Annotated in this window: 17 protein-coding genes, 2 tRNA genes, 1 pseudogene and 1 riboswitch; of the genes and pseudogenes, 17 read left to right on the forward strand and 3 right to left on the reverse strand. The window is 73.1% G+C overall.

Annotated elements, in window-relative coordinates:
* Positions 1 to 14: 14 nt before the first annotated feature.
* Positions 15 to 551 (forward strand): annotated as a pseudogene (locus RF647_RS04930) (methyltransferase domain-containing protein); the annotation flags it as partial.
* A gap of 81 nt (positions 552 to 632) precedes the next feature.
* Here RF647_RS04930 and RF647_RS04935 read toward each other — a convergent pair.
* A tRNA-Gly gene (locus tag RF647_RS04935) sits at positions 633 to 703 on the reverse strand.
* Between the two features lie 225 nt (positions 704 to 928).
* On the opposite strand from RF647_RS04935, the gene RF647_RS04940 reads away from it, so the two are divergent.
* The 6 genes from RF647_RS04940 to RF647_RS04965 all read left to right on the forward strand — a co-directional run bounded on the left by RF647_RS04940 (position 929) and on the right by RF647_RS04965 (position 6,255).
* Positions 929 to 1,001, forward strand: a tRNA-Pro gene (locus tag RF647_RS04940).
* A 109-nt stretch (positions 1,002 to 1,110) separates the two neighbouring features.
* On the forward strand, positions 1,111 to 2,553 hold the full coding sequence (gene tig / locus RF647_RS04945; RefSeq protein ID WP_368810758.1) for a trigger factor: 1,443 nt from the start codon (positions 1,111 to 1,113) through the stop codon (positions 2,551 to 2,553).
* A 189-nt stretch (positions 2,554 to 2,742) separates the two neighbouring features.
* A complete protein-coding gene (locus tag RF647_RS04950) occupies positions 2,743 to 3,408 on the forward strand; it encodes an ATP-dependent Clp protease proteolytic subunit (RefSeq protein WP_368810759.1) in 666 nt (221 codons plus the stop codon).
* Between the two features lie 61 nt (positions 3,409 to 3,469).
* Positions 3,470 to 4,147 (forward strand): ATP-dependent Clp protease proteolytic subunit, encoded by a 678-nt coding sequence (locus RF647_RS04955; protein ID WP_017834585.1) that lies wholly within the window; start codon positions 3,470 to 3,472, stop codon positions 4,145 to 4,147.
* A gap of 151 nt (positions 4,148 to 4,298) precedes the next feature.
* Positions 4,299 to 5,594 (forward strand): ATP-dependent Clp protease ATP-binding subunit ClpX, encoded by a 1,296-nt coding sequence (gene clpX / locus RF647_RS04960; RefSeq protein WP_017834586.1) that lies wholly within the window; start codon positions 4,299 to 4,301, stop codon positions 5,592 to 5,594.
* A 64-nt stretch (positions 5,595 to 5,658) separates the two neighbouring features.
* A complete protein-coding gene (locus tag RF647_RS04965; RefSeq protein ID WP_133410796.1) occupies positions 5,659 to 6,255 on the forward strand; it encodes a DsbA family protein in 597 nt (198 codons plus the stop codon).
* A gap of 104 nt (positions 6,256 to 6,359) precedes the next feature.
* Here the strand turns inward: RF647_RS04965 and valS are convergent, their stop codons facing one another.
* The gene (gene valS, locus RF647_RS04970; RefSeq protein ID WP_368810760.1) at positions 6,360 to 9,020 is read right to left on the reverse strand and encodes a valine--tRNA ligase; all 2,661 of its coding nucleotides are present in this window, start codon (positions 9,018 to 9,020) and stop codon (positions 6,360 to 6,362) included.
* Positions 9,021 to 9,105: 85 nt separating this feature from the next.
* On the opposite strand from valS, the gene RF647_RS04975 reads away from it, so the two are divergent.
* The 5 genes from RF647_RS04975 (at position 9,106) to ndk (ending at position 15,943) form a co-directional block, all read left to right on the forward strand.
* Positions 9,106 to 9,885: an SDR family oxidoreductase gene (locus RF647_RS04975; protein WP_368810761.1), complete on the forward strand. Its 780-nt coding sequence runs from the start codon at positions 9,106 to 9,108 to the stop codon at positions 9,883 to 9,885.
* A gap of 358 nt (positions 9,886 to 10,243) precedes the next feature.
* Positions 10,244 to 13,612, forward strand: a complete 3,369-nt coding sequence (gene ileS / locus RF647_RS04980; RefSeq protein ID WP_368810762.1) for an isoleucine--tRNA ligase — start codon at positions 10,244 to 10,246, stop codon at positions 13,610 to 13,612.
* A complete protein-coding gene (locus RF647_RS04985; protein WP_368810763.1) occupies positions 13,609 to 14,982 on the forward strand; it encodes a folylpolyglutamate synthase/dihydrofolate synthase family protein in 1,374 nt (457 codons plus the stop codon). The genes ileS and RF647_RS04985 overlap by 4 nt, the downstream gene beginning before the upstream one ends.
* Positions 14,983 to 15,048: 66 nt before the next feature.
* Entirely contained in the window at positions 15,049 to 15,483 is a 435-nt protein-coding gene (locus tag RF647_RS04990; protein WP_176337635.1) for a DUF4233 domain-containing protein, read from the forward strand.
* 43 nt (positions 15,484 to 15,526) lie between these two features.
* A complete protein-coding gene (ndk, locus tag RF647_RS04995; RefSeq protein WP_368810764.1) occupies positions 15,527 to 15,943 on the forward strand; it encodes a nucleoside-diphosphate kinase in 417 nt (138 codons plus the stop codon).
* Positions 15,944 to 16,063: 120 nt separating this feature from the next.
* Here the strand turns inward: ndk and RF647_RS05000 are convergent, their stop codons facing one another.
* Positions 16,064 to 16,696, reverse strand: coding sequence for a vitamin K epoxide reductase family protein (locus RF647_RS05000; RefSeq protein ID WP_368810765.1), 633 nt, complete (start codon positions 16,694 to 16,696; stop codon positions 16,064 to 16,066).
* A gap of 427 nt (positions 16,697 to 17,123) precedes the next feature.
* On the opposite strand from RF647_RS05000, the gene RF647_RS05005 reads away from it, so the two are divergent.
* From RF647_RS05005 to RF647_RS05025, 5 genes are all read left to right on the forward strand, one after another.
* A complete protein-coding gene (locus RF647_RS05005; RefSeq protein ID WP_368810766.1) occupies positions 17,124 to 20,441 on the forward strand; it encodes an Rne/Rng family ribonuclease in 3,318 nt (1,105 codons plus the stop codon).
* Between the two features lie 181 nt (positions 20,442 to 20,622).
* Positions 20,623 to 21,351 carry a nuclear transport factor 2 family protein gene (locus RF647_RS05010; RefSeq protein ID WP_368810767.1) on the forward strand — a complete coding sequence of 243 codons (729 nt, stop codon included), beginning with the start codon at positions 20,623 to 20,625 and terminating at the stop codon, positions 21,349 to 21,351.
* A 74-nt stretch (positions 21,352 to 21,425) separates the two neighbouring features.
* A riboswitch (TPP riboswitch) is annotated at positions 21,426 to 21,519 on the forward strand.
* 42 nt (positions 21,520 to 21,561) lie between these two features.
* Positions 21,562 to 22,386 (forward strand): hydroxyethylthiazole kinase, encoded by an 825-nt coding sequence (gene thiM, locus RF647_RS05015; RefSeq protein ID WP_368810768.1) that lies wholly within the window; start codon positions 21,562 to 21,564, stop codon positions 22,384 to 22,386.
* The gene (gene thiE / locus RF647_RS05020) at positions 22,383 to 23,066 is read left to right on the forward strand and encodes a thiamine phosphate synthase (protein WP_368810769.1); all 684 of its coding nucleotides are present in this window, start codon (positions 22,383 to 22,385) and stop codon (positions 23,064 to 23,066) included. Before thiM ends, thiE begins: the two co-directional genes overlap by 4 nt.
* Entirely contained in the window at positions 23,063 to 24,598 is a 1,536-nt protein-coding gene (locus RF647_RS05025; RefSeq protein WP_368810770.1) for a bifunctional hydroxymethylpyrimidine kinase/phosphomethylpyrimidine kinase, read from the forward strand. The genes thiE and RF647_RS05025 overlap by 4 nt, the downstream gene beginning before the upstream one ends.
* The last annotated feature ends 71 nt before the right edge of the window (positions 24,599 to 24,669 follow it).

The raw sequence follows: 24,669 nt of genomic DNA on the forward strand, positions 1-24,669 counted from the left end.
TTGACCGTGCCTCCCGGCGAGTGGTGGAGTTCCTTGCCGCCCAGGGCGTCGAGGGGGCCAGCGTGCTGGAGATCGGCGGCGCCGTGGGCGGGATCCAGCTCGAGCTGCTGCGCCGGGGCGCCGCGCGGACCACGAACCTGGAGCTCGTGGACTCCTACGAGGCCGAGGCCGCGGAGCTGGCCGCCGCCGCCGGGGTGTCCGGCCGCGTGGTGCGCCGGCAGCTCGACATCGCGACGGACCCGGAGGCGGTCGCCCCGCACGACGTCGTGGTGCTGCACCGGGTCGTGTGCTGCTACCCCGACCACGAACGGCTCCTGGGCGCCGCCGCGGACCGTGCCACGCGCCGGCTCGTGTTCAGCCACCCGCCCGGGCACCGCCTCCTGCGGGCGCTGGCCGCCCTGGAGAACCTCGGCCTCCGCGCCGCCGGGACGCCCTTCCGCACCTACGTGCACTCCCCGGCGGCCATGCTCGCCGTCCTGCAGGAGCACGGGCTGCGTCCCGTGCACGCGGACCTGGGCGCGGTGTGGCGGGTGGTCGGGCTGCGCCGCTGAGACGCGCCGGGAGCCGGGCCGAGGTACTGGCGGAACGACGAACGCCCCGGTCCAGCGGGACCGGGGCGTTCGTGCACGGAGAGGGGATGACGGGAATCGAACCCGCGTAATCAGTTTGGAAGACTGAGGCTCTACCATTGAGCTACATCCCCGCGGAGCGCTCTGTCGAGGCCTTCCCATTAACCGGCCCGGCGCGCGCGGTGTCAAATCCCGGGGCCTCGGCGCACCCGTGGAGCGCGGCCGGCAGAACGCCGGCGGCCCGTGCGGAGCGGGGTCCGGCGGGCCGAGGTGCGGCCCCGTCCGCCCAGCCGGTAGACTCGCCGGTGGTCCGTGCTCGTGCACCGGACCGCAGTCGTTGCAGCCGAGGCTGCAGGTACCGGGGCGTAGCGTAGTGGCTAGCGCGCCTGCTTTGGGAGCAGGAGATCGCAGGTTCGAGTCCTGTCGCCCCGACGTTGGAGCGGCTGCCCGGTCCTGCCGGGCAGCCGCCTTCCCGACTGTCCCGGGCCGGAGAGCGGCACCGGAAGACCCAACCGACCTACCACTCAGGAGTGCAGCGGAAGTGAAGAGCGCCGTCGAGAAACTCAACCCCACCCAGGTCAAGATCGTGGTGGACGTCCCGTTCGCGGAACTGAAGCCGTTCATCGACCAGACCTACACCTCGCTCGCCAATCAGATCCAGGTCCCCGGCTTCCGCCGCGGCAAGGTTCCGGCGCGGCTGATCGAGCAGCGCGTGGGCTTCGACTTCGTCGTCGAGAACGCGCTCAACGAGGGCCTGAACACCTTCTTCCAGCAGGCGCTGGCGGAGAACGAGATCACCCCGCTGACCCAGCCCCAGGTCGAGGTCCTCGCCAAGCCGGACGAGACGGACCGTGAGGCCGACGTCAAGGTCGAGATCGACGTGGCCGTGCGTCCCGAGATCGAGCTGCCCGACTACAAGGGCCTCGAGGTCGAGGTGGAGGCCCGCGAGGCCTCCGCCGAGGACGAGCAGAAGGCCCTCGACGAGCTGCGCGGGCGCTTCGGCACCCTCAAGACCGTGAACCGTCCCGCCGTCGAGGGCGACTTCGTCACCCTCGACCTGCAGGCACTGGTCGACGGCGAGGAGGTCGACGCCGCCAACGACCTGTCCTACCAGGTGGGCGCCGGCACGATGCTCGAGGGCATGGACGAGGCCATCACCGGTCTGTCCGCCGACGAGGACGCCACCTTCGAGACCAAGCTCGCCGGGGGCGAGCACAGCGGCGAGGACGCCGTCGTCAAGGTCAAGGTCACCGCGGTCAAGGAGCGCGAGCTGCCCGAGGCCGACGACGAGTTCGCCCAGCTGGCTTCCGAGTTCGACACCATCGAGGAGCTCAAGGAGGACCTGAAGAAGCAGGCCGCCGAGGGCACCGTGGTGGAGCAGGGCGTCGAGGCCCGCGACAAGGTCCTGGAGAAGCTGCTGGCCCTCGTGGAGATTCCCGTGCCGCAGGCCGTGATCGACGAGCAGATCGCCCAGCACTTCGACAACCCGCAGGCCGAGGCGGACCACGACACCGCGGACCACCGGGCCGAGGTGCAGAAGAACGCCGAGGACGCGTTCCGCAACGAGATCGTGCTGGACGCGGTCGCCGAGGCCGAGGAGATCGGCGTCGAGCAGTCCGAGCTGATCGACTACATCATCAACATGTCCCAGCAGTACGGCATGGACCCGAACCAGTTCGCCCAGCTGCTCGACTCCTCGGGCCAGGCCGGCCTGATGGTGGGCGAGGTGCGCCGCCGCAAGGCCCTGGCCAAGGTGCTGGAGTACGCGACGGTCACCGACACCGAGGGCAACACGGTGGACCTCTCCGAGTTCGTGCGCCCGCAGGGCGAGGAGCAGGCGGGGGAGCCTGCCGGGGAGGTCGAGCCCGAGGAGACCACCGCGGCCCCGACCCCCGGCACCGAGGAGGAGTTCGCGGACTCGTCCGAGTCCGCGAACTCCCCGGAGTCGGCCGAGTCGGCCGACTCCCCGGACTCCGCCAAGTGACGTCCTGACACCGCTCCCGACGACGCCGCCGTCCCGCCCGGGACGGCGGCGTCGTCGTGTGCGGCGGGTGCGTCCCCGACCATGCGCCATCAGCGAACAACCCGGACGGGGACCGGCCGGGACCCGGGGCGGGCACTAGTGTTCTGTTCAGAGATCACCGGACCACACGGACGAAAGAGGCACTGTTACATGACCTCCGCTCACGAGTCGCCGTTCGGCTCGACCCACGCAACCTCCACCGGACCGCGCCTGCAGGGCGGCGGCCCCGTGGGTGGCCAGGACGACTACGTCTACAACCGGCTGCTCAAGGAGCGCATCATCTGGCTGGGCTCCGAGGTGCGCGACGACAACGCGAACCTCATCTGCTCGCAGATGCTGCTGCTCTCGGCCGAGGACCCCCAGGCGGACATCTTCCTGTACATCAACTCCCCGGGCGGCTCCGTCACCGCGGGCATGGCGATCTACGACACCATGCAGCTCATCCCGAACGACGTGGTGACCGTGGCCACCGGCCTGGCCGCGTCGATGGGCCAGTTCCTGCTGTCCTCGGGCACCAAGGGCAAGCGCTACTCCACCCCGAACGCCCGGATCCTCATGCACCAGCCCTCCGGCGGCATGGGCGGCACCGCCTCGGACATCCGGGTGCAGGCCGAGCTGATCCTGTCGATGAAGCAGCGCCTCGCGGAACTCACCGCCGAGCAGACCGGGCAGTCCCTGGAGACGATCCTCCGGGACAACGACCGCGACAACTGGTTCGACGCCCAGCGCGGCCTCGAGTACGGCTTCTTCGACCACATCGCCAGCTCGGCCGGCTCCATGACCGGCGGCGGCGGGACCATGAAGGACCAGGAGTAGGACCTCGGCGGTCCCACCACGTCATCAGGCACGCTCTTCCAGACTTCCGAGGAACTCAACCATGACCTTCACCCACGGACCTTCGTCCACGGCCGGTTCCGCGGCCGCCCTGCCCACCAGCCGCTACGTGCTCCCCGACTTCGAGGAGCGCACCCCCTACGGGTACCGCCGGCAGAACCCCTACACCAAGCTGTTCGAGGACCGGATCATCTTCCTGGGCGTCCAGGTCGACGACGCCTCGGCCGACGACGTCATGGCGCAGCTGCTCGTGCTCGAGGCGCAGGACGCCGACCGGGACATCACGATGTACATCAACTCCCCGGGCGGGTCGTTCACCGCGATGACCGCGATCTACGACACCATGCAGTTCATCCGCCCCGAGGTCCAGACCGTGTGCCTCGGACAGGCCGCGTCCGCGGCGGCCGTCCTGCTCGCCGGCGGCACCCCCGGCAAGCGCCTGGCCCTGCCGAACGCCCGCGTGCTCATCCACCAGCCGGCCATGTCCGGTCAGGGCGGAGGCCAGGCCTCGGACATCGAGATCCAGGCCAACGAGATCATGCGCATGCGCGAGTGGCTGGAGGAGACCCTGGCCCTGCACTCCGGCAAGACCGCCGAGGAGGTCAACCGGGACATCGAGCGCGACAAGATCCTCACCGCGTCCGCCGCCAAGGAGTACGGGATCGTGGACCACGTCCTGGAGTCCCGGAAGATCCACAAGCCCGCGACCGTCACCTCCTGACCCGGGCGACCCGCCGCAGCCCACCGGCAGCGCCCCGGTGCGCCGCGACCCGACCGGTCGCGGCGCACCGGGGCGCCCTGGTGTTGGGGCGGGACCCGGTCCTCGCCTATCCTGGACGAGGATTCCCGTACCCCGACCAGAGGACTGTTTCATGGCGCGCATCGGCGAGACCGCGGATCTGCTCAAGTGCTCCTTCTGCGGCAAGAGCCAGAAGCAGGTCCGCAAGCTCATCGCGGGCCCGCGCGTCTACATCTGCGACGAGTGCATCGAGCTGTGCAATGAGATCATCGAGGAGGAGCTGAGCGAGGTCAAGGACCTCGAGCAGCAGGAGCTCCCCACGCCCCACGAGATCTACCAGCACCTCCACCAGTACGTGATCGGCCAGGAGACCGCCAAGCGGGCGCTGGCCGTGGCCGTGTACAACCACTACAAGCGGGTCCGGGCCGGCGAGAACGGCAAGCCCCTGTCCCTGGCCACGGCGGCCGGTGACGAGGACGTCGAGATCGCCAAGTCCAACATCCTGCTGGTCGGCCCCACCGGCTCCGGCAAGACGTACCTGGCCCAGTCCCTGGCCCGCAAGCTCGACGTGCCCTTCGCGGTGGCGGACGCCACGTCCCTCACGGAGGCCGGCTACGTCGGCGAGGACGTCGAGAACATCCTGCTCAAGCTCATCCAGGCCGCGGACTACGACGTCAAGCGGGCCGAGACGGGGATCATCTACATCGACGAGATCGACAAGATCTCCCGCAAGTCCGAGAACCCCTCGATCACCCGCGACGTCTCCGGCGAGGGCGTGCAGCAGGCGCTGCTGAAGATCCTCGAGGGCACCGTGGCCTCGGTGCCCCCGCAGGGCGGGCGCAAGCACCCGCAGCAGGAGTTCATCCAGATCGACACCACCAACGTGCTGTTCGTCGTGGCCGGAGCCTTCGCCGGGCTCGAGGACATCGTGGACTCCCGGGCGGGCCGGACGAGCATCGGCTTCGGCGCGGAGCTCAAGCAGAGCGGGCCGCGCCACGAGGTGATGGCCGACGTCATGCCGGAGGACCTGCTGAAGTTCGGCCTGATCCCCGAGCTGATCGGCCGCCTGCCGGTGGTGACCACGCTGCGCGAGCTGTCGGTGGCCGACCTCACCCGCATCCTCACCGAGCCGCGCAACGCGCTCGTGAAGCAGTACAAGAAGATGTTCCAGCTGGACGGCGTCGAGCTGACGTTCGACCCCGAGGCGCTGACTGCCGTCGCCGAGCTCGCGATCCAGCGGGGCACGGGCGCCCGGGGGCTGCGAGCCATCCTCGAGGACGTGCTCCAGCCCGTCATGTTCGAGCTCCCCAGCCGGGAGGACATCGCCGCTGTGCTGGTCACCGCCGAGGCCGTGGCCAAGCAGGCCGAGCCGGAGATCATCACCCACGAGATGATCCGCGAGGAGCAGAACCGGAACAAAACCGCCTGAGCCGTGGCTTCTACTCGGTGACGCGTCCGCCACTTCCGGCGGACGCCCTGACGAGAGGAACCTGATGACGGACAAGGTGGAGTTCTGGTTCGACCCCCTGTGCCCCTGGGCCTGGATGACTTCCCGATGGATGGAGGAGGTCGAGCGGCTGCGCGACGTCGAGGTCGACTGGCGGATCATCTCGCTTGGCATCCTTAACGAGGACAACCCCGACAACCACCACCGCGGCCGGGAGAAGTCGATGTGGCTGGTGCGGGTGGTCGAGGCGGCGGCGCGCGAGCACGGCGACGAGTACCTGAAGAAGCTCTACGACGCCATGGGCACCCGGCGCCACCCCGGAGGGGTGGAGGACCTGGAGCAGATCATCCGCGAGTCGCTCGAGGAGACCGGTCTGCCGGCGGAGCTCGCGGCGGCCAAGGACTCCGACGAGTTCGACGACGCGCTGCGCGCCTCCACGGAGGCCGCCCAGGCCGTTGCCGGCGAGGACGTCGGCACGCCGTGCATCGCGGTCAACGGCGTCGGCTTCTTCGGCCCCGTCTTCACCCCCGCCCCCACGGGCGAGGACGCCGCGCGGATCTGGGACGGGTCCCTGGCCCTGGCCTCCTACCCGGGATTCTACGAGCTCAAGCGCGGGCGGGAGCAGGGCCCCGACTTCTCCTGACCGGTCCCCGGCGGGTCCGGGATCCCGGACGCTGGAGGGCCCGGACGCACGAGGGCCCGGCCGCCGCGGCGGCCGGGCCCTCGTGCTGCGTGCCGGGGGCGGCGCTACCGGGCCGGCTCCTCCGCGGGGACCAGCTCGACGTCGCGCACGGCGAGGCCCTCGGGCCCGGCGACGAGCACGAGCTCGGCGGCGTTGCCCGCGGCCTTGAGGTCGCCCAGGCCCGCCTCGAGGCGGGCGACGTCCTCGGCGGCGGCTGTGATGGTCGCCGAGCGCACCTCGGTGCGCTGCTTGACCTTGGCCTCGGACTTGGCCTTGCGCAGCCCCGAGAGGGCCTCGCCCACGGTCGTGAGCACCTCCGGGTCGGCGTCGGTCACCGCCTCCGCGAAGCCCTCGACGCCCGGCCACGAGGCCCGGTGCACGGAGCCGGTGCGCCACCAGGACCAGACCTCGTCCGTGGCGAACGGCAGGACGGGGGCGAACAGGCGCAGCAACGCATCGAGGGTCGTGGCGAGCGCGGCGTGCACGGACGCCTGCGCGGCCGCCCCGCGGGCCCCGTAGGCCCGGTCCTTCACGAGCTCGACGTAGTCGTCGGTGAAGGTCCAGAAGAACTGCTCGGTGAGCTGCAGGGCCCGGGCGTACTCGTAGTCCCGGAACGCCTGGCCGGCGCGCTCCACGACTGTGGCCAGCTGGGCGAGCAGCGCACGGTCCACCGCGTCGGTCACGACGTCCGCGGACGCCCCGGCGCCGAGCACGGAGGCCTCGGTGACGCCCTGGGCGAGGACGAACTTCGAGGCATTGAGCAGCTTGATGGCCAGCCGGCGGCCGATCTTCATCTGTCCCTCGTCGTAGGCGGTGTCCGCGCCCAGGCGGGCGGAGGCGGCCCAGTAGCGCACCGCGTCGGCCCCGTAGTTCTCGAGCACCTCGGTGGGGACCACCACGTTGCCCTTGGACTTGGACATCTTCTTGCGGTCCGGGTCGAGGATCCACCCGGAGAGCGCGGTGTTGGTCCAGGGCACCGTGCCGGCCAGCGACTCGGAGCGCACCACCGTGGAGAACAGCCAGGTGCGGATGATGTCGTGGCCCTGGGGCCGGAGGTCCATCGGGAAGGTGTTGGCGTGCAGCCGCTCGTCGAACGCCCAGCCGGTGGCGATCTGGGGCGACAGCGAGGACGTCGCCCAGGTGTCGAGCACGTCCGGGTCGCCGGTGAAGCCGTGCGGCTGGTCCCGCTGGGTCTCGTCGAAGCCGGGGGCCGGGTCGGCGGCCGGGTCCACGGGCAGCTGGTCGAGGGCGGGCAGGACGGGGTCGTCGTAGTCCGGGTTGCCGTCGCCGTCGAGCCGGTACCAGACCGGGAAGGGCACTCCGAAGAAGCGCTGGCGGGAGATCAGCCAGTCGCCGTGCAGGCCCTCGATCCAGTTCTCGTACCGGGACCGCATGAACGCGGGGTGCCAGTCCATCTCGCGCCCGCGCCCGATGAGCGCCTCGCGCCGGTCGGCGTCGCGGCCGCCGTTGCGGATGTACCACTGGCGGGAGGTGACGACCTCGAGCGGCTTGTCGCCCTTCTCGTAGAAGTTCACCGGGTGCATGACCTTCCGGGGCTCGCCCACCAGGTCCCCGGACTCCCGGAGCATCTCCACGACGGCCTGCTGCGCCGAGAACACGGTCCTGCCCGCCACCTCGGCGTAGCGCTCGGCCGGGGCGCCGGCGGCGATCCACTCGGGCGTCTCGCTCGCGAAGCGGCCGTCACGGCCGATCAGCGCCCGGGTCGGGAGGTCCAGCTCCCGCCACCACGTGACGTCGGTGAGGTCTCCGAAGGTGCAGATCATGGCGATCCCGGAGCCCTTGTCCGGCTTGGCCAGCGGGTGTGCCCGCACCTCGACCTCGACGTCGAACAGGGGGGAGCGCACCGTGGTGCCGAACAGCGGCTGGTAGCGCTCGTCGTCCGGGTGGGCCACGAGGGCCACGCACGCGGGCAGCAGCTCGGGGCGGGTGGTCTCGATGTGCACCGGCTCGCCGTCGGGACGGTGGAAGGCGACCCGGTGGTAGGTGCCCTCGCGCTCCCGGTCCTCGAGCTCGGCCTGGGCCACGGCGGTGCGGAAGGTGACGTCCCACAGGGTGGGGGCCTCGGCCATGTAGGCGTTGCCGGCCGCGAGGTCCTGGAGGAAGGCACGCTGGGAGACGGCCCGGGAGCGGGCGTCGATGGTGCGGTAGGTGCGGGTCCAGTCCACGGACAGGCCCAGGGTGGAGAACAGCTGCTCGAAGACCAACTCGTCCTCGACCGCCAGCTCCTCGCAGAGCTCGATGAAGTTCTTGCGGGAGACCACGTCCCAGTCGCGCTGGTTCTTCGCGGGCTTCTCCGGCGGGCGGTAGTCCTCGACGTAGGGCCTCGTGGGGTCGCAGCGCACGCCGTAGTAGTTCTGCACGCGGCGCTCGGTGGGCAGGCCGTTGTCGTCCCAGCCTAGCGGGTAGAAGACGTTCTTGCCGCTCATCCGCTGGAAGCGGGCGATCACGTCCGTCTGGGTGTAGGAGAACATGTGGCCGACGTGCAGGGAGCCCGAGGCGGTCGGCGGGGGAGTGTCGATGGAGTAGACCTGCTCGCGCGTGGTGTCCTCGTCGAAGGCGAAGGTGCCCTCCTCGCGCCACCTGCGCGCGTACTTCTGCTCCAGGCCCTCCAGCGCGGGCTTGTCGGGAACGGTCACGAGCGTGCTCTCGGGCGTGGTCTCCGGTGCGGTTCCGGGCGTGTCTGTGCCCTGCGTGTTGTCAGCCATGCCGACCAGTCTCTCACGAGCCCTGGCGCGCGCCCCGACGTCCCGGTGCTTGGGCGGCGCCCGGCGCCCGGCTAGCGTGGGACCCATGACCGATCAGCAGAGCTCCACCACGCACACCGGCAGGGTCGCCGTCGTCACCGGCGCGTCGACCGGCATCGGCGAGGCCACCGCGCGCGAGCTGCGCCGGTCCGGCTGGACCGTCTACGCGGTGGCCCGCCGCGCCGAACGGCTCGAGGCCCTGGCCCGCGAGACGGGGGCCGTCCCCGCGCCGTGCGACATCACTTCGGACGCCGACGTCGAGGCCCTCCGGGACCAGGTGCTGGAGGAGCAGGGCCGCGTGGACGCGCTGCTCAACATCTCCGGCGGCGCCCGCGGCACGGACCGCGTGGCCGAGGCCAGCACCGAGGACTGGGAGTGGATGTACCAGGTCAACGTGCTCGGCACGATGCGCCTGACCCGCGCCTTCCTCCCGGCGCTGCGCGCCAACGGCGAGGGCACCGTCCTGAACCTTACGTCCCTCGCCGCGCACCGGGCCTACGAGGGCGGCGGCGGCTACAACGCCGCGAAGTTCGCCGAGCGGGCCATGACGGAGGCGCTGCGGCTCGAGGAGGCCGAGCACAACGTGCGCGTCGTCGAGATCGCCCCGGGCCTCGTGCACACTCCGGAGTTCTCCCTCAACCGCCTCGGCGGGGACCAGGAGGCCGCGGAGAAGGTCTACGCGGGCGTGGACAAGCCCCTCACCGCCGAGGACGTCGCCCAGGTGTGCGCCTTCGCGGTGAACCTGCCCCACCACGTGGACCTCGACACCGTGACCATCAAGCCGGTCGCCCAGGCGGCCCCGCACAAGCTGATCCGCGGCCGGTAGCCCTCCCCGCGAACTCACCCACCCCCGCCGAGGTCGCGGCCGCCGACGACCCGGCGCACTCCGCCGGCCGGCAGCCGCAGCCTCGGCGCGCTCCCGGGTGGGTTAACATGGGTGCAGTCATCACGGCGTCGATCCGGCCATCACCGGGGAGCCTTCGGAAGAACAGGCCCGCCCCGTCCCGGGGCGCGCCCCAGTAGAACCGAACGGGTAAGCCCGTCACAGCAGTCGACGAGCGGCGACCCGCGTCCCCTAGGGGGCCGGGGCGCAAGCGAGGTGGTACCGCGTTCCGCCCCGGGCGACCGGCCGGCAGCGTCCTTGCACCCTGACCCGCACGAGCAGCACCGACGTCAGAACGAGGATGGACCCCGTGTCAGACCAGCCCGTCTACCCCAAGGCGACCACCGACCCCGCGGCCCGCGGCGTCCCCGCGGCGCCCGCGTTCCCCGCCGTGGAGGAGCGCGTCCTGGCCTACTGGGCGCAGGACCGCACGTTCCAGGCCAGCGTGGACCAGCGCGACCCCGGCCGGGACGGCTCCAACGAGTTCGTCTTCTACGACGGCCCGCCCTTCGCCAACGGACTGCCGCACTACGGGCACCTCCTCACGGGCTACGTGAAGGACCTCGTGGCCCGCTACCAGACCCAGCGGGGTCGCCGGGTGGAGCGCCGCTTCGGCTGGGACACCCACGGCCTGCCCGCCGAGCTCGAGGCGATGAAGCAGCTGGGGATGGCGGACAAGCAGGAGATCGAGCGGATGGGCGTGGCGGCGTTCAACGACGCCTGCCGGTCCTCCGTGATGAAGTACGCCTCCGAGTGGCAGGACTACGTCACCCGCCAGGCCCGGTGGGTCGACTTCGACAACGACTACAAGACCCTCAACCCGGACTACATGGAGTCCGTGATCGCCGCGTTCAAGGCGCTCGACGACAAGGGCCTCGTCTACTCCGGCTACCGCGTCCTGCCCTACTGCTGGAAGGACGAGACCCCGCTGTCCAACCACGAGCTGCGGATGGACGACGACGTCTACCAGGACCGCCAGGACCAGACGGTGACCGTCACCTTCCCCGTGCTCGACGACGCCTCGTGGGCGGTCCGGCCCGAACTGGCCGCCGAGCTCGCCGGGGTGGAGGCCCTCGCCTGGACCACCACGCCCTGGACGCTGCCGACCAACCAGGCAATCGCCGTGGGCCCCGAGATCGTCTACGCCGTGGTCCCCGGCGCTGGCGAGCTCGAGGGCCGGCGCTTCCTGGTCGCCGAGGAGCTGCTGGACGCCTACGCGAAGGACCTCGGCTGGGGCGAGGCCGAGGACCCGGCGGCGGCCGCGGCCGCGGCGGTGACCGCCCGGCACCGCGGGGCCGACCTCGAGGGGCTGCGCTACCAGCGGCTGTGGGACTACTTCGCGGACGCCGAGCGCTTCGGCACGGGCACGTCCTGGCAGTTCGTCGTGGCCGACTACGTCACCACGACCGACGGCACCGGCCTCGTGCACCAGGCGCCCGCCTACGGCGAGGACGACCAGAACGTCTGCGCCCGCTACGACATCCCCGTGGTGCTCTCCCTCGACGAGTCCGGGGTGTTCTACCGGCTCTTCGAGGACGAGCGGCTCGCCCCCGGCGCGCCCCTGGCCGGGATCGCCGGGCGCAACGTCTTCGACAAGGACGTGGCCCGCACGGTGGTCCGGGACCTCAGGGCCCAGGGCCGGCTGGTCCGGGAGGCCAGCTACGAGCACCCGTACCCGCACTGCTGGCGCTGCCGGAACCCGCTCATCTACCGCGCCGTGTCCTCCTGGTTCGTGGAGGTCACCCGGCTCAAGGAGCGGATGGTCGAGCTCAACCAGCAGATCACCTGGATCCCGGAGAACGTCAAGGACGGCCAGTTCGGCAAGTGGCTGGAGAACGCCCGCGACTGGTCGATCTCCCGCAACCGGTACTGGGGCACGCCCATCCCGGTGTGGGAGTCCGACGACCCCGAGCACCCGCGCCGCGACGTCTACGGGTCCCTCGCCGAGCTGGAGGCCGACTTCGGCCGGCTGCCCGTCAACGACCGGGGCGAGGTCGACCTGCACCGGCCCTGGATCGACGAGCTGACCCGCCCGAACCCCGACGACCCGACGGGCGCCGCCACGATGCGGCGCGTGCCCGAGGTGCTGGACGTGTGGTTCGACTCCGGGTCGATGCCGTACGCCCAGGTGCACTACCCCATGGAGAACCGGGAGTGGTTCGAGACCCACAACCCCGGCGACTTCATCGTGGAGTACATCGGCCAGACCCGCGGCTGGTTCTACACGCTGCACATCCTGGCGACCGCGCTGTTCGACCGGCCCGCGTTCCGCAACGTCATCAGCCACGGCATCGTGCTGGGCTCGGACGGGCAGAAGATGTCGAAGTCCCTGCGCAACTACCCCGACGTCAACGAGGTCCTGGACCGGGACGGCGCGGACGCGATGCGCTGGTTCCTGATGTCCAGCCCCATCCTGCGCGGCGGGAACCTGGTGGTCACCGAGCAGAGCATCCGCGACGGCGTGCGCCAGATGATGCTGCCGCTGTGGAACGTGTACCACTTCTTCGGCCTCTACACGAACGCCGCGAACGGCGGCGCCGGCTACGAGGCTCGGACCCGCCACGACTCGGAGCACGTGATGGACCGCTTCGTGCTGGCCGCCACCGGCCGGCTCGTGACGGACGTCCAGGACGCCTTCGACCGCTACGACGTCTCCGGGGCCGCGGAGCGCCTGCGCTCCTACATGGACACCCTGACCAACTGGTACGTGCGCCGCTCCCGGGACCGGTTCTTCGACGAGGACACCGTCGCCTTCGACGTGCTGTACACCTGCCTGGAGACTGTCTGCCGGGTGGCCGCCCCGCTGCTGCCCCTGGTTGCGGAGGAGATCTGGCGCGGGCTGACCGCCGGGCGCTCCGTGCACCTGACCGACTGGCCGGACGCCTCGCTGTTCCCCGCCGAGGCCGGCCTGGTGGCGCGCATGGAGACGACCCGCACGATCTGCTCCAACGGCTCCGCCCTGCGCAAGGCCCACCAGCTGCGCGTGCGCCAGCCGCTGGCCGGGATGACCGTGGTGGTGCCCGGGGGCGACGAGCTCGCGGGCACCTTCGAGCGCATCGTCGCGGACGAGCTGAACCTCAAGTCGGTGACCCTGCTCGACGCCGACCAGGCCTCCGCGGAGCAGTTCGGCATCTCCCAGCAGCTCAAGGTCAACGCCCGCGCCGCGGGACCCCGCCTGGGCAAGGGCGTGCAGGCCGTGATCAAGGCCGCGAAGTCCGGGGACTGGAGCACGGCCGAGGACGGCACCGTCACCGCTGGCGGAACGGCGCTGCAGGAGGGCGAGTACGAGCTCGAGACCGTCGTGGCGCAGGACGCCGCGGCCGGGTCCCGCGCCGTGGCGGTCCTGCCCGGCGGCGGCTTCCTCGTCCTCGACACCGAGCTCACTCCCGAGCTCGAGGCCGAGGGCACCGCCCGGGACATGGTCCGGGCGATCCAGCAGGCCCGCAAGGACGCCGCCCTCCAGGTATCCGACCGGATCCGCACCGTCGTCACCGCCGACGAGCGGACGGTCGCCGCCCTCGAGGCCAACCGCGGGCTCGTGGCCGGCGAGACGCTCTCCGCCGAGCTCGAGCTGCGCGTGGGCGAACCGGCCGTGGCCGTGTCCGTCGTGGGCGCCCCGACCGGGGCCTCCGCCGGCACCTCCGCCGGCACCGGGGCGGTGCGGGCGTGAGCGCCCCCTTCGCCGGGACCGGTGGGGCGGGGACCGTCGAAGAGGTCTACGCCCGGCTGCTCGAGCGCGCCCCCGAGAACCGGATGGCCCCGCGCCTGGACGCGATGCACCGGACCATGGAGGTCCTGGGGGAGCCGCAGCGCGCCGCCCCGGTGATCCACCTGACCGGCACGAACGGCAAGACCTCGACCGCCCGGATGGTGGAGGCCCTGCTGCTCGCCCACGACCTGCGGGTGGGCCGCTACACCAGCCCCCACCTCTCCCGGGTCACAGAGCGGATCAGCGTGGACGGCGCGCCCGTCGACGACGAGACCTTCGTGCGCGTCTTCGGCGAGATCGCCCCGTACCTGGGGTTCGTGGACGCCGAGCTGGCCGAGCGGGGGGAGCCTCGGCTCAGCTACTTCGAGACCGTCACGGCGCTCGCGTTCGCGGTCTTCGCGGACGCGCCGGTCGACGTCGTCGTCCTCGAGGTGGGCATCGGCGGCTCCTGGGACGCCACGAACGTGGCGGACGCCGCGGTGTCCGTGGTGACCCCGATCGACCTCGACCACACGGACCTGCTCGGCGACACGCTCGGGGAGATCGCCACCGAGAAGGCCGGGATCCTCAAGCCGGGCGGGTTCCTCGTCTCCGCCGCGCAGGACCCGGAGGCCGCCGAGGTGCTCCTCGCCCGGGCCCGGGAGCTCGGCGTCCCGTTCCGCTTCGGCGGCGTCGAGTTCGGCGTGGAGGCCCGCGCCACGGCCGTGGGCGGTCAGGTGCTCACGCTCCAGGGCCTGGCCGGGCGGTACCCCGAGGTCCTGCTGCCGCTGTTCGGCGCCCACCAGGCGGAGAACGCGGCCCTGGCCCTGGCCGCCGTGGAGGCCTTCCTGGGCGGTGGGGAGAAGGAGCTCAACCCCGAGCTGGTCCGCACCGGGCTGGGCGCCGTCGAGTCCCCGGGACGCCTGGAGCTGGCCCGCAAGGCGCCCCCGGTGGTCCTCGACGCCGCGCACAACCCGCACGGGCTCACGGCCGCGGCGGCCGCCCTCAAGGAGGCCTTCACGTTCGGGAAGCTCAACCTCGTGGTGGGGATGCTCCGGGAGAAGGACGCCGAGGCGATGCTGCGGGTCCTGCTCGACGAGTACGAGGAGTTCCACACCGAGTTCTGGTTCACCCGGTCCTCCTCGCCCCGGGCGGTCGACCCGCAGGAGCTCGTGGAGCTCGCCGTGGACCTCGGCTTCCCGGAGGACGTGGTCCACGCCGTCCCGCAGCTCGACGACGCGATGACCGAGGCCGTCCAGGACGCCGCCGCCCGCCCGGAGTTCGACGGCGCCGTGCTGGTCACGGGCTCGATCACCGTGGTCGGCGAGGCCCGCACGCTGCTGGGGCTGTGACCGTGCCCCGCGCCCCGCACCGACCGCACCCCCCCCGCACGAGAGGACCCGTCCCACGTGGCACGCATGACCAGAGCCCAGCGCGACCGGCGCCCCGGGCAGCCGCGGCCGCGGCGCTCGATCCGCACGATGTTTGCCTCCTCGGTGCTGGTCATGGAGGCGTTCATCGCGTTCTTCGCGGCCCTCACCGCCTACGGGGTCCTCGGCCGGGAGCTCGGGGACGGGGCCCGGACGGCGATCCTGGCCGGCGGGACCGCGCTCGCGCTGCTCCTGGGGCTGGCCCCCGCTGTGCTGGGCCGGCCCTGGGGGTACACGGTCGGCTGGGTCCTGCAGGCCGTGTTCCTGGCCACCGGCTTCGTGCTGCCCACGATGTTCTTCGTGGGCGGCCTGTCCGTGCTCGCCTGGTGGTACGCCGTGCGCACCGGGGCGCGGCTGGACCGGGAGAACGCCGCCCGCGACGCCGCCCAGGCGCAGTGGGAGCGGGAGCACCCGGACGGCTAGGCTGGGCACCGACATCCTGGACCCGCACCTCGGAAGGACCCCCATGACCACGGAACGCACCCTCGTCCTCATCAAGCCCGACGGCGTGGCCCGCGGCCTCACCGGCGAGGTGCTCGCCCGGATCGAGGCGAAGGGCTACCGCCTCGTCGACCTGCGCCTGCTGCACGCGGAGCGATCCGTGCTGGAGCAGCACTACGCCGAGCACCAGGGGAAGCCGTTCTACGAGCCGCTCGTCGAGTTCATGCTGAGCGGCCCGGTCGTGGCCGCCGTCGTCGAGGGCCACCGGGTGATCGAAGGCTTCCGGTCCCTGGCCGGGACCACCGAGCCGACCACCGCCGCGCCGGGCACGATCCGCGGCGACCTCGGCCGGGACTGGGGCGAGAAGGTCCAGCAGAACATCGTGCACGGCTCCGACTCCCCGGAGTCCGCCGAGCGCGAGATCGGCATCTGGTTCGCCTGAGCCCTCAGCCCGCCGGAACCCGGGGCGCACCGACGACGACGGCCTCCGCCCAGCACGGGCGGAGGCCGTCCTCGTCGGTGCCGTGCCGCGTCCCGCGGAGCCGCACTGCACCGGGCGGGCTCAGGCCGGGAAGATGACCCCGGCGAAGCGGACCAGGACCGTCCCGAAGAGCAGCACGAGCAGGGCGGCGGAGACGAACCACGCCCACTGCTCGGCGCCGCGCGCCACGCCGGCCGGCGCCGGCAGCACCCCGCCGCGCAGGTTGCGGGACGTGGTGTGCACCAGCAGGACGGTCTGCATCACCCACACGAGCATGCAGTACAGGCACAGGGCGTTGATCTCGAAGGTGGTCTGCCACCACAGCCACAGCACGAAGACCCAGCCGAGGGTCACCCCGATCTGCAGCCCCCACCAGTACCAGGCGGCGAACCGGGCACCCGCCAGCACCGCGAGCGCCACGGCCACGACGACCGCGTAGGCGACGATGCCGATGAAGGGGTTGGGGAAGCCGAAGGCCTCCGCCTGGGGCGTGCGCATCACGGTGCCGCAGGACAGCCACGAGTTGATGTCGCAGCTGGTGCGGTGGCCGGCGTCGAGGAAGAGCTGGAGCCGCTCGTACACCAGCGTGGCGGCACCGTAGAAGCCCAGGAGCCCGGTCACGAGGGCCACGAGGCCCCAGCGCCGGTCGGCGCGGGCGTCCGGGCCGCGGGACACGGCGGGGGAGTCATCGAGGGTGGGCGGAGTGGAGGTCACACGCCGATCCTAGGCGATGCGCCCCGATGCGCCCCCGGGGCTCTCCCGGCCCCGTGCCCGCGGGTTGCGGGCCGTGACGAGGCCAATCCGGCCCGCACCGGGGCGTCTGTGAGATACTGGCCACGGTCGAGCCCGCCCGTACGCGGGATCTCGGCCCAGTCGGACTTCGACCCCAGGTCGGCAGGACCCGCGGCTCTCATCGGATTGAGCGCGTCCGCCGCCGGCCCAAGACCGTTGCCCTCGTGAGCAGCGGCTCGAAGCCCCGGACTGGCTCGCTGCCGTCCCCGCCCGTTCGCGAGGTGTGCGGGACGCGACGGGTACGCACAGGACTTCTGGCCGCCGCGTGGACCCCCACCGGCGATACGCCGACCAAGCAGCTGCGGGGACCGGGTACGGACGGCGTACCGCGGCAGGAGCACAGCTGTATATGGATGCCGAACAGGTGAACCAGGCCGGGGCGCAGGACGCCCTGGACGCTGGTCAGGAGAACACATCGCACGACGCCCGCCGGGACCTCCCGGTGGCGGAGGCAACGGTGCAGGACACCGCTTACGAGACCCCGGGCCACGGGCCCGAGGAGCCGTCGGAGGACGCGCCGGCCGTGCCGGACGCCGTCCCGGAGGTCTCGGGCCACGTGCCCGAGGAGCCGTCGGAGGACGCGCGACTCGCTCCGGACGCCGTTCCGGAGGCCGGGCCCGACACGCCGGGCGACGTCCTCGGTGAGCCGTCGGAGGCCGCGCCGTCCGCGCCGGCCACCGGCGACGCCGCGGGGACCGACACCCTCGACATCGCGCCCGGGACCGCGGTCCCCGGCGACGAGCGCCCCGGTGCGGTGGCCCAGGAGGCCGCCGCGCCCGCGAACCCCGCGCCCGGCACGCCCGGTGCCGAGGAGGCCGCCGAGGGCGTCGAGCCCGCCGGCGAGACCGAGGACCTGGGCCCCGGGGCCCAGGCTCCGGCCGCCGACGCGCCGGCCGGAGCCGGGCAGGACTCCGCCCCGTCCGCCGAGGACGACGAGGCGGACACCGACGACGACAGGGAGCCGCGCACGGCGCCGGCCGCCGCGGTGACGGCGACCTCGCTGATGTTCCACGCCCCGGACCTCGACGAGCTGCGCGAGGCCGCTCAGCAGCGCGCCGCCCGCCGCCGGGAGGCGCGGCGCCGCCAGCAGGAGGAGAACGCCTCCGCCGAGGACCCGGGGGACGGCCCCGAGGAGCCGGACACGGCGGAGCTCGCCGACGAGGGCGAGGAGGCCGGCCAGGGGACCGGCGGGAGCGCCACCAGCCGCCGCCGTCGGCGCCGCCGCCGCGGCGAGGTCGACATGGAGCTCGTGGGCGGCAGCGACGACGACCCGCCCAACACGGTGACCCGGGTCCGGGCGCCCCGCGCCGCGGAGACCGCCACGGTCGACGAGGTCGTGGCCGTGAAGGGCTCCACACGGCTCGAGGCCAAGAAGCAGCGCCGGCGCGAATCCCGCCAGACGGGCCGCCGCCGCCAGGTGATCACCGAGGCCGAGTTCCTGGCCCGCCGCGAGTCGGTCGAGCGGCAGATGCTGGTCCGGCAGAAGGACAACCGGATTCAGATCGGCGTCCTCGAGGACGGCGTCCTGGCCGAGCACTTCGTCTCGCACACCCAGCAGGACTCCCTGATCGGCAACGTCTACGTGGGCAAGGTGCAGAACGTGCTGCCGTCCATGGAGGCCGCGTTCATCGACATCGGCCGGGGCCGCAACGCCGTGCTCTACGCCGGCGAGGTCAACTGGGACGCGTCGCGGCTCGAGGGCGGGCCGCGCCGGATCGAGGTCGCCCTGAAGTCCGGGGACTCGGTCCTGGTGCAGGTCACCAAGGACCCGGTGGGGCACAAGGGCGCCCGGCTCACGAGCCAGATCTCCCTGCCCGGCCGGTACCTGGTCTACGTCCCGGGCGGGTCGATGACCGGGATCTCCCGGAAGCTGCCCGACGTCGAGCGCGCCCGGCTGAAGAAGATCCTCAAGGACCGTCTGCCGGACGGGGCGGGCGTCATCGTGCGCACCGCCGCCGAGGGGGCCTCCGAGCAGGAGCTCACCCACGACATCAACCGGCTGCGTGCCCAGTGGGAGCAGATCCAGGAGCGGGCCGGGTCGACCAGGACGCTCGCGCCCGAGATGCTCTACGCGGAGCCGGACCTCACGATCAAGACGGTGCGCGACGTCTTCAACGAGGACTTCACCACCATGGTCGTCCAGGGCGACGAGGCGTGGGACAACATCGAGGCGTACGTGACCTACGTCGCACCGGACCTGCTCGACCGGCTCAAGAAGTGGGACGAGGACGAGGACCTGTTCGTGAACTACCGCGTGGAGGAACAGATCCAGAAGGCACTCGAGCGCAAGGTCTTCCTGCCCTCGGGCGGCTCGCTCGTCATCGACCGCACCGAGGCGATGACGGTGGTCGACGTGAACACCGGCAAGTTCACCGGCTCCGGGGGCAACCTCGAGGAGACCGTCACCAAGAACAACCTGGAGGCGGCCGAGGAGATCGTCCGGCAGCTGCGGCTGCGGGACATCGGCGGGATCATCGTGATCGACTTCATCGACATGGTCCTCGAGTCCAACCGGGACCTCGTGCTGCGCAGGCTGGTGGAGTGCCTGGGCCGGGACCGCACCAAGCACCAGGTGGCGGAGGTGACCTCGCTGGGCCTCGTGCAGATGACCCGCAAGCGCATGGGCACCGGCCTGCTGGAGGTGTTCTCCGAGCCGTGCGAGCACTGCGCCGGCCGCGGCGTGGTGGTCCATGACCACCCGCTCGAGGGCCGCTCCGGCGGCGCCACGGGCGAGTCCCGCGACCAGCGGCCGAACCGCACGGAGCGCAAGCGCGGCCGCGGGGGCCGCAGCGAGCAGCAGCCCGCCCGGACGGAGCAGCGCTCCGCCGAGGCCGATCCCGCGGAGAAGGCCAAGGCCGAGGCCGCGCGGACGGCGTTCGCGACGATCGCCGCCGCCACCCACCACGAGGAGGCGGCCGCGGACGAGCCGGAGCGCGCCGAGGAGGCCGCCCAGCCGGCGGAGTCCCGGCCCGAGGGCTCGGGGCGCTCCCGGAAGAAGCGCCGCGGCAAGCGCAGCCGCGGCCGCGGCCAGGGCGGGGACACCGCCGCCGAGCAGCAGCCGGAGGAGGGGGAGGACACCGCCCCGGCCGCCCCGGAGCAGATCCCCGCCGAGGGGGCGCCGGGCGAGCAGGGCTCGCGCCTGACCATCAACGGCGAGGTCATCGACCTGCCGCAGGGCCACGCCGTGGTCGTCGAGCCCGCCGAGGCCCGGCCGCTGAGCCTGGACTCCCTCGCGGAGGTCGTCGGGCAGAGGGGGCCGGACGCCGGCTCCGCCGCCCCGGAGGCCGCCGCCGAGACGATCACCGGTGCGGATGACGCCGCGGAGAGGACCGCTGCTGCGGCGGAGGCCTCGGCCCAGGAGCCCGTGGCACAGGAGCGCACGGAGCGGCAGGCGCCCGCCCCGGCCGCGGCGGTTGTCGCGGAGCAGGCGGGCGTCGAGCCCGTGCGGCCCCGGCGGCGCTCCCGGCGGGCCTCGGCCCCGGCGGCGCGGACCGGCGAGGCCGAGGTGACCGCCGGCCAGGCGGCCGCCGCGGAGGGCGCCCGGCACGAGGCGAAGACCGTCGCCCAGCGCGCCCCGGAGGACCCCTCCCGCCGGGCGCCGACCGTCGTCGGCGTCGGCGTCAAGGCCGAGGACCTCACCAGCGGCCGGCCCGCCGACCGGGGCTGACCCGCCCCGCCGAGCAGCACCACGGAGGACCCCGACCGGCACGGTCGGGGTCCTCCGCCGTCATACGCTCCGCGTCCCTGTCGGACCGTGCTCGGCCCGGGTAGCGTGGTCGCACGACACGCGGGCCGCCCGACCGGGCCGATCCGTCGGATCCGCGGCCCGCAGCGCCGAGGGGATGGCCATGAGCAGCAAGCAGATCGTACTCACCGCCGGCACCGAGCTCTTCGGCGATCGGGACCTCACGGCCGTCGACCGGCACTGGGCCCCGGACTACCGGCAGCACTCCGCGCTGGCGCCCGACGGCCGCGAGGGACTCCGGGGCATGTTCCAGCAGCTGCCCCCAGATTTCCGGTTCGAGCCCCTGCGGATGCTCGAGGACGGGGACATGGTCGCGGTCCACTGCGTGTACCACGGCTTCGGCCCGGACCCGGTGGTGGCGGTGGACGTCTTCCGCGTGCAGGACGGGCGGATCGCCGAGCACTGGGACGCGCTGGCCCCGCTGCCCGGAGGAGCCGCCGGCAGGCACCGGATCGACGGACCCACGGAGATCACTGGTTACGAGCACACCGCCGTCAACAAGGCGCTACTCACCGAGTGGGTGCACGAACGGCTCATCGGCGCGGACCGGGACTCCCTCGAGGAGCTGGCCCGCGACCCGCGCTACGTGGAGCACGGCCCCGGCCCGGACGCCCGCCTCGCCCGGCACACCCTGCACCGTGTGCTCGGCGAGGGCGACCTCGTCCTCACCGTCACCGAGGCCCTGCTCGAGCTCGGCGGCGAGGGGGCCGGTGACCCGGTCCCGGCCGGCTGCTACGACCTCTGGTGGGTGGCGGACGGGCGGATCCTCGAGCACTGGGGGGTCGTCCAGCCCGTGCCGGAGCGGATGCCGCACGGCAACGGCTTCTTCTGATTCGACGGCCCCCCGCCCCCTCGGACCTGGCCCGTCCGCGTCCCCGGCTCCCGCACGACGACTAGACTGGCAGGACACCAGACACGGGGTGCCGCACGAGCGGCTGAGAACACACCCGTCGAACCTGATCTAGCCAGTACTAGCGAAGGGATGTCGCAGATGCGCGATGCCGTACCCCCGTCCGCCCGCACACCAGGACCCGGGAGGCCGGTGCCGCCGGACCCCGTGCTCGCCGAGGACGCCGCCGCGGCCCTGGAGGACCTGCGCGCCGCGGCGCCTCTGGTGCAGTGCATCACCAACGCCGTGGTCACCAACTTCACCGCCAACGTGCTGCTCGCCGTGGGCGCCTCCCCGGCGATGACCGACATCCAGGGCGAGGGCGGGGTCTTCGCGGAGCTCGCCGACGGCCTCCTCGTCAACACCGGCACACCCACCGCCGAGCAGCGCGGCGCCGCCTACGAGGCCGTCGGGGCCCGGCGCCGCGCGGGCCGGGCCTGGGTCCTGGACCCGGTCGCGGTGGGTGCCCTGCCCGTGCGCACGGCGCTGGCCCGCGACCTGCTCGGGTTCGAGCCGGCGATCGTGCGCGGCAACGCCTCCGAGGTCATGGCCCTCGCCGGCGGCGCCGGCGGCCGCGGCACGGACGCGACCCACGGCGTCGACGCGGCCCGGCACGCCGCCGCCGCGCTCGCCGAGCGGGCCGGCTCGGCGGTGGCCGTGTCCGGGCCCGTGGACCTCGTGCGCTCCCCGGACGGCACCGTGGTCCGGGTGCCGCACGGCACGCCCCTGCTGACCCGCATCACCGGCGGCGGGTGCGCCCTGGGCGCCCTCATGGCCGCGTTCACCGCCGTGCGCACGGACCCGGCCGCCGCGGCGGTGGCCGCCACCACGGTGTACACCCTCGCGGCCGAGGACGCGGCCGCCGACTCCGCCGGGCCCGGCTCCTTCGCCGTGGCGCTGCTGGACCGGTTGCATGCCGTCACCCCGGAGGGGATCGCCGCCCGGGCGGAGCTCGTGCGCGAGGAGGGCGCCCGATGAGCCCGCGCCTCGACCCCGCGGCCCTGGCCCTGCACCTGGTGACGGACACCGCCCTGAGCGCCCCCCGGACGGTCCCGGACGTCGTGGCGGCCGCCGTGTGCGGGGGAGCCACCATGGTCCAGGTGCGGGAGAAGGACGCCCCGGTCCGTGAGCTCGTCGCCCTGCTGACGGCCGTGGCCGAGCGCGTGGGCCGGCAGGTGCCCGTGCTCGTGGACGACCGCGCCGACGTGTACCTCGCCGCCCGCGCGGCCGGCGCCCCCGTGGCCGGCGTGCACGTGGGCCAGTCGGACCTGCCCGTGGCGCTCGCCCGGGAGATCTGCGGCCCGCACGCCGTGCTCGGCCTCAGCGCCGCCACGGCGGAGGAGCTCGATACTGCCGCCGCACTGCCGGCCGGGACGGTCGACTACCTGGGCGTCGGGGCGGTGCGGGCGACCCGCACCAAGCCCGACCACCCTGAGCCGCTGGGCGTCGAGGGCTTCGCCCGCGCCGCGGCCCGCACGGCCCTGCCCTGCCTGGCCATCGGCGGGGTGCGGGTCGAGGACGCCCCCGGCCTGCGCGCCGCCGGCGCCGCGGGGCTGGCCGTGGTCTCCGGGATCTGCGCCGACCCGGACCCCGCGGCCGCGGCCGCCCGCTACCTGCGGGCCTTCACCGCCGTGCCCGCCGGGGGGGTGGCCCCGTGACCGCCCGCGTGCCCCGCGTCCTGGCCATCGCCGGCACCGACCCCACGGGCGGGGCCGGCCAGCACGCGGACCTCAAGTCGATCGCCGCGATGGGCGGCTACGGGATGAGCGCCGTCACCGCCGTCGTCGTCCAGAACACCGTGGGCGTGCGCGACATCCACGTCCCGCCGGTCGAGTTCCTCTCGGCACAGCTGGACGCGGTCGCCGAGGACGTCGAGATCGACGCCGTCAAGATCGGGATGCTCGGGTCCGTGCCGGTCATCGAGGCCGTCACCCGGTGGCTCGGGACCCATCGGCCGCCGGTCGTGGTCCTGGACCCCGTCATGGTCGCGACCTCCGGGGGCCGCCTGCTGGAGCGCGAGGCCGAGGACGCCCTGCGCTCGATGCTCGGCCTCGCCGACCTGATCACCCCGAACCTGCAGGAGCTCGCCGTACTCGCCGGGGAGGACACGGCGGCGTCGTGGGACGAGGCCCTCGCGCAGGGCCACCGCGTGGCCCGCGCCCACGGCACCCTGGTGCTCGTCAAGGGCGGGCACCTCACGGGGGACCGGACGCCCGACGCCCTCGTGGGCCCGGACGCCCCCGAGCCCCTCGTGGCGTTCGACGGCGCCCGCGTGCCCACCGAGAACTCCCACGGCACCGGGTGCTCCCTCTCCTCGGCCCTGGCCACCCTCCAGGCCCGGCACGGGGACTGGCCCCGGAGCCTGCGGATCGCCCGGGACTGGCTGCGCGGGGCCCTGGAGGCCGCCGGGGACCTCGAGGTGGGCCACGGCAGCGGGCCCGTCCACCACTTCCACCACGTCCAGGACGCCCTCGAGAGCTGGGGCACGGCGCCGGAGCGGTTCAGCGACGAGCTGTGGGAGGCCTCCGCGGCCGTGCGGCGGGAGATCGAGGAGCTCGAGTTCGTCCGCCTCCTCGGCGACGGCCGGCTGGAGCCGGACCGCTTCCTCGCCTACCTCGACCAGGACCTGCAGTACCTCGACGGCTACAGCCGGGCGCTGGCCCTGCTGGCCGCCAGGGCGCCCGACGAGGAGCAACGGCTGTTCTTCGCCGCCGGCGCTGTGTCCTGCACCGAGACCGAGGCGCAGCTGCACCGGGCCCGGCTGCGGCACGCCGGGGACGGCGGCGCCGGGGCCGGCGGTGCCCGGGACGGCCTAGGCGAGGTGACGCGGCGCTACACCACGTTCCTGCTCGCGGCCACCGCCGCCGAGCCCTACCCGGTGGGCCTGGCCGCCGTGCTGCCGTGCTACTGGGTCTACGCGGACGTGGGCCGGCACCTGAACGAGCTCGCCGCGGCCGACGGGGCCGACGGGCACCCCTACGCGGACTGGCTGGCCACGTACGCGGACGAGGGGTTCCAGGAGGCCACCCGCACGGCCCGCCGGCTGCTCGACGACGCCGCCCGGGCGGCCCCGGCGGACGTCCGGGCGAGGATGCGGGAGGTGTTCCTGGAGGCCTGCGCGCTCGAGCGGGACTTCTTCGCCGCGCCGGTGGCGGAGCGCCGGTTGGCGGGCGCTGACCGGATCGAGTAGTCTTGATCTTCGGTGCCCTGCCGGTGCGCGCGTGTAAAAACTCGACACCCCACCTGGCGGCACATGCGGGT

It is taken from the genome of Kocuria sp. CPCC 205263 (assembly GCF_040981075.1).
Lineage (GTDB): Bacteria > Actinomycetota > Actinomycetes > Actinomycetales > Micrococcaceae > Kocuria > Kocuria rosea.